Origin of the sequence: Rhodococcus sp. NPDC057014, from assembly GCF_042673295.1 — a bacterium.
GTDB lineage: Bacteria > Actinomycetota > Actinomycetes > Mycobacteriales > Mycobacteriaceae > Rhodococcus_F.
Window position 1 is genome coordinate 1 of the sequence record NZ_JBHUSF010000584.1, and the last position, 2,348, is coordinate 2,348.

Annotated in this window: 2 protein-coding genes and 1 pseudogene; all 3 read right to left on the reverse strand. The window is 65.2% G+C overall.

All coding sequences use genetic code 11. The annotated features are described in order from the left end of the window. Window positions 1-874: SDR family NAD(P)-dependent oxidoreductase (locus ACFTZB_RS45085; RefSeq protein ID WP_378442431.1), on the reverse strand; the 874-nt coding region annotated here is incomplete at its 3' end. Between the two features lie 256 nt (window positions 875-1,130). After that, window positions 1,131-1,567: pseudogene (locus ACFTZB_RS45090) on the reverse strand (MaoC family dehydratase). A gap of 69 nt (window positions 1,568-1,636) precedes the next feature. Next, a partial coding sequence (locus ACFTZB_RS45095) for a hypothetical protein (RefSeq protein WP_378442433.1) occupies window positions 1,637-2,348 on the reverse strand: 712 nt, incomplete at its 5' end.

A 2,348-nucleotide genomic window follows, 5' to 3' on the forward strand; every position in this document is an offset into this window, starting at 1 on the left:
TGATCGCCGTGGCCATGTCCAATGACGTGGGCTCGTGATATGTGCTCTGATCGTCTATTTCGGAGAGTTGGTCACGAACCGCTTCCGCGGTCAGCTCCTCCAGGATTGCCCCCGAGGTTTCGCCGACGAAGATCTTGGCAACCCGGCCGCCGGCAACCGAGTACACGGCTCCCGAGACGGGGCAGTCCTCGTGTGCGAGGAACGCAACTACCGGGCTGACGCCTTCCGGCGTCACGTGTGATGCCAGATCGCCGAGCAGCCCCGCCGTCATGCGGGTCGCGGCAATCGGCGCGATTGCGTTCGCGGTGATCCCGTAGGCCGCCCCTTCCAGCGCGAGAACGCGGGTGAGGCCTGCGATCCCCGCCTTCGCGGCGCCGTAGTTCGCCTGCCCGAAATTGCCGAACAGGCCGGAGGCCGAGCTGGTGTTGACGATGCGGCCGTAGCCCGCCTCCCGCATGGCACGGAAGGCGGGTTGACTGACAAACAGTGCTCCCTTGAGGTGAACGTCGATGACGGCGTCGATCATCGAGCCATCCATTTTGTGAAAGGCTTTGTCCCGCAGAATGCCTGCATTGTTGACCAGAACGTCCAACCGGCCGAATTCATCGAGTGCCGTCTGGACGATCGCGCGACCGCCCTCTTCCGTGGCGACGCTGTCTCGGTTGGCGACAGCCGTACCGCCGAACGCGGTGATCTCGTCGAGGACGGCCTGCGCTGCGTCCGTCGACTGTCCGTCACCATGTAGTGAGCCACCCAGGTCATTGACCACCACCCGCGCACCCCGGCGAGCGAGTTCGAGGGCGTGCGATCGACCCAGACCGTTGCCGGCTCCGGTCACGATGGCTACGCGTTCGTCGAAATGTAGCGAGGACAACTGAACTCCTTCGGTAGTTTCCGTGCAATCTGTGGGGCTGCCGGAGCCGAGTAGGAGCCGACAATGCGCAGCGGCAGTTCCGCTCGGGTGTTTCAAGGAGCCGATGCCTGCCGCACCGAGTGAACGTAGGAAGCCTGCGGGATCGGCATCGACCGCGGCGTTCTTCAGTACCCCGAGATCGAAGGACGGGACGGATTTCAGGATGGACAACGGACGAATTCCCCCTCTTCAGAGATCTACTCGTATGCGCGGTAGATCAGTTCGATGACAGCTGCCGGCTTGGGGAGCGGTCGCATTCGAGCTTGCCGAGGATGATCAGCTCGTAGCAGTCGTCGCCGATCCGAGTCACCTCGGTCACGGTCGCAGCGAGTCGGAGGCGCGCACCGGCGGGTACCGCCGCCGGGAAGCGCACCCGGTTGAGCCCGTAGTTGACGACCATCCCGACGTCGGTGAGGTCGAGCAGTTCGGTGAGTAGTGGAACGACGAGGGAGAGGGTCAGATACCCATGGGCGATTGTGGTTCCGAACGGGCCCAGTCCGCGCGTGCGGGGTCGGTGTGAATCCATTGGTCGTCCCCTGTCAGCGCGGCGAACCCACTGATGTCGGACTGGGGCACTTCGCGCCATTGGCTGACGCCGAGATCCGCACCGGCGATATCTGGCAGTTGGTGGACGGACACAGGTGTAGCGGGCATGTGAGGATCTGGCTCCGGTTCGAGTGCGGCGGGTGCGTCGGGTTCGGAAGGCCGGTGCGGACGATGCCGCTAGGCGATGTTCTCGGCGAACGAGCGCAGGGCGTTGGTGGCTACGAGCAGGATCGCCAGCTCGGGTTCGCGTGCGGGGTCCAGCGCCGAGTCCAGCACGTTGTCGAGCCAGTCGGAGGCAAGATTCGAGACCTGGTCGGTGTGCGACTGGCTCGAGTCCGCACCATCGATGAGACGCCGTGTGGCGTCGCTGACGGCGAAGTAGAGATCATCACGGAGAGCGGCCCGGGACATCGCGTCCCAATTGTCGACTCGGCGGAGGGCGGCGACCCGACGCAGGAGCGTGTCGAGCCGGAACCGATCGGCGACCTGGAAATAGGTACGAGCTGTTAGTTCCGGGTTCTGACCTGTGCGCAGTGCGGTTTCGCTGATCGAGAACAGCGAGAACTCCTGGAACAGACTCGCGGCCCTGCGGGCCAAGACGTCGGGGACCTTCCGGTCGTCGAGGTACCGCCGGCGCTTGGCATCGACCGCCGCCCGATCGGCGCCGACGAGGAAGTTCGGCAGGCACTCGCGCAGCGACTCCACGAGGGGAGTCAAGCGGGCAGTTTCGCCGGTCACGTCGATGGTCTGCCGTCTGCTCGCCAGGAGCCAGCGCACCGAGCGCTCGACGAGCCGTCGATGGCTCAGTTGCATCCGGACGCGACTGTCCGTCGTGACCGACGCGCCGAGCGCGGCAATGCCGGACAGGTAGTCGCGCTGGCCGACGGCG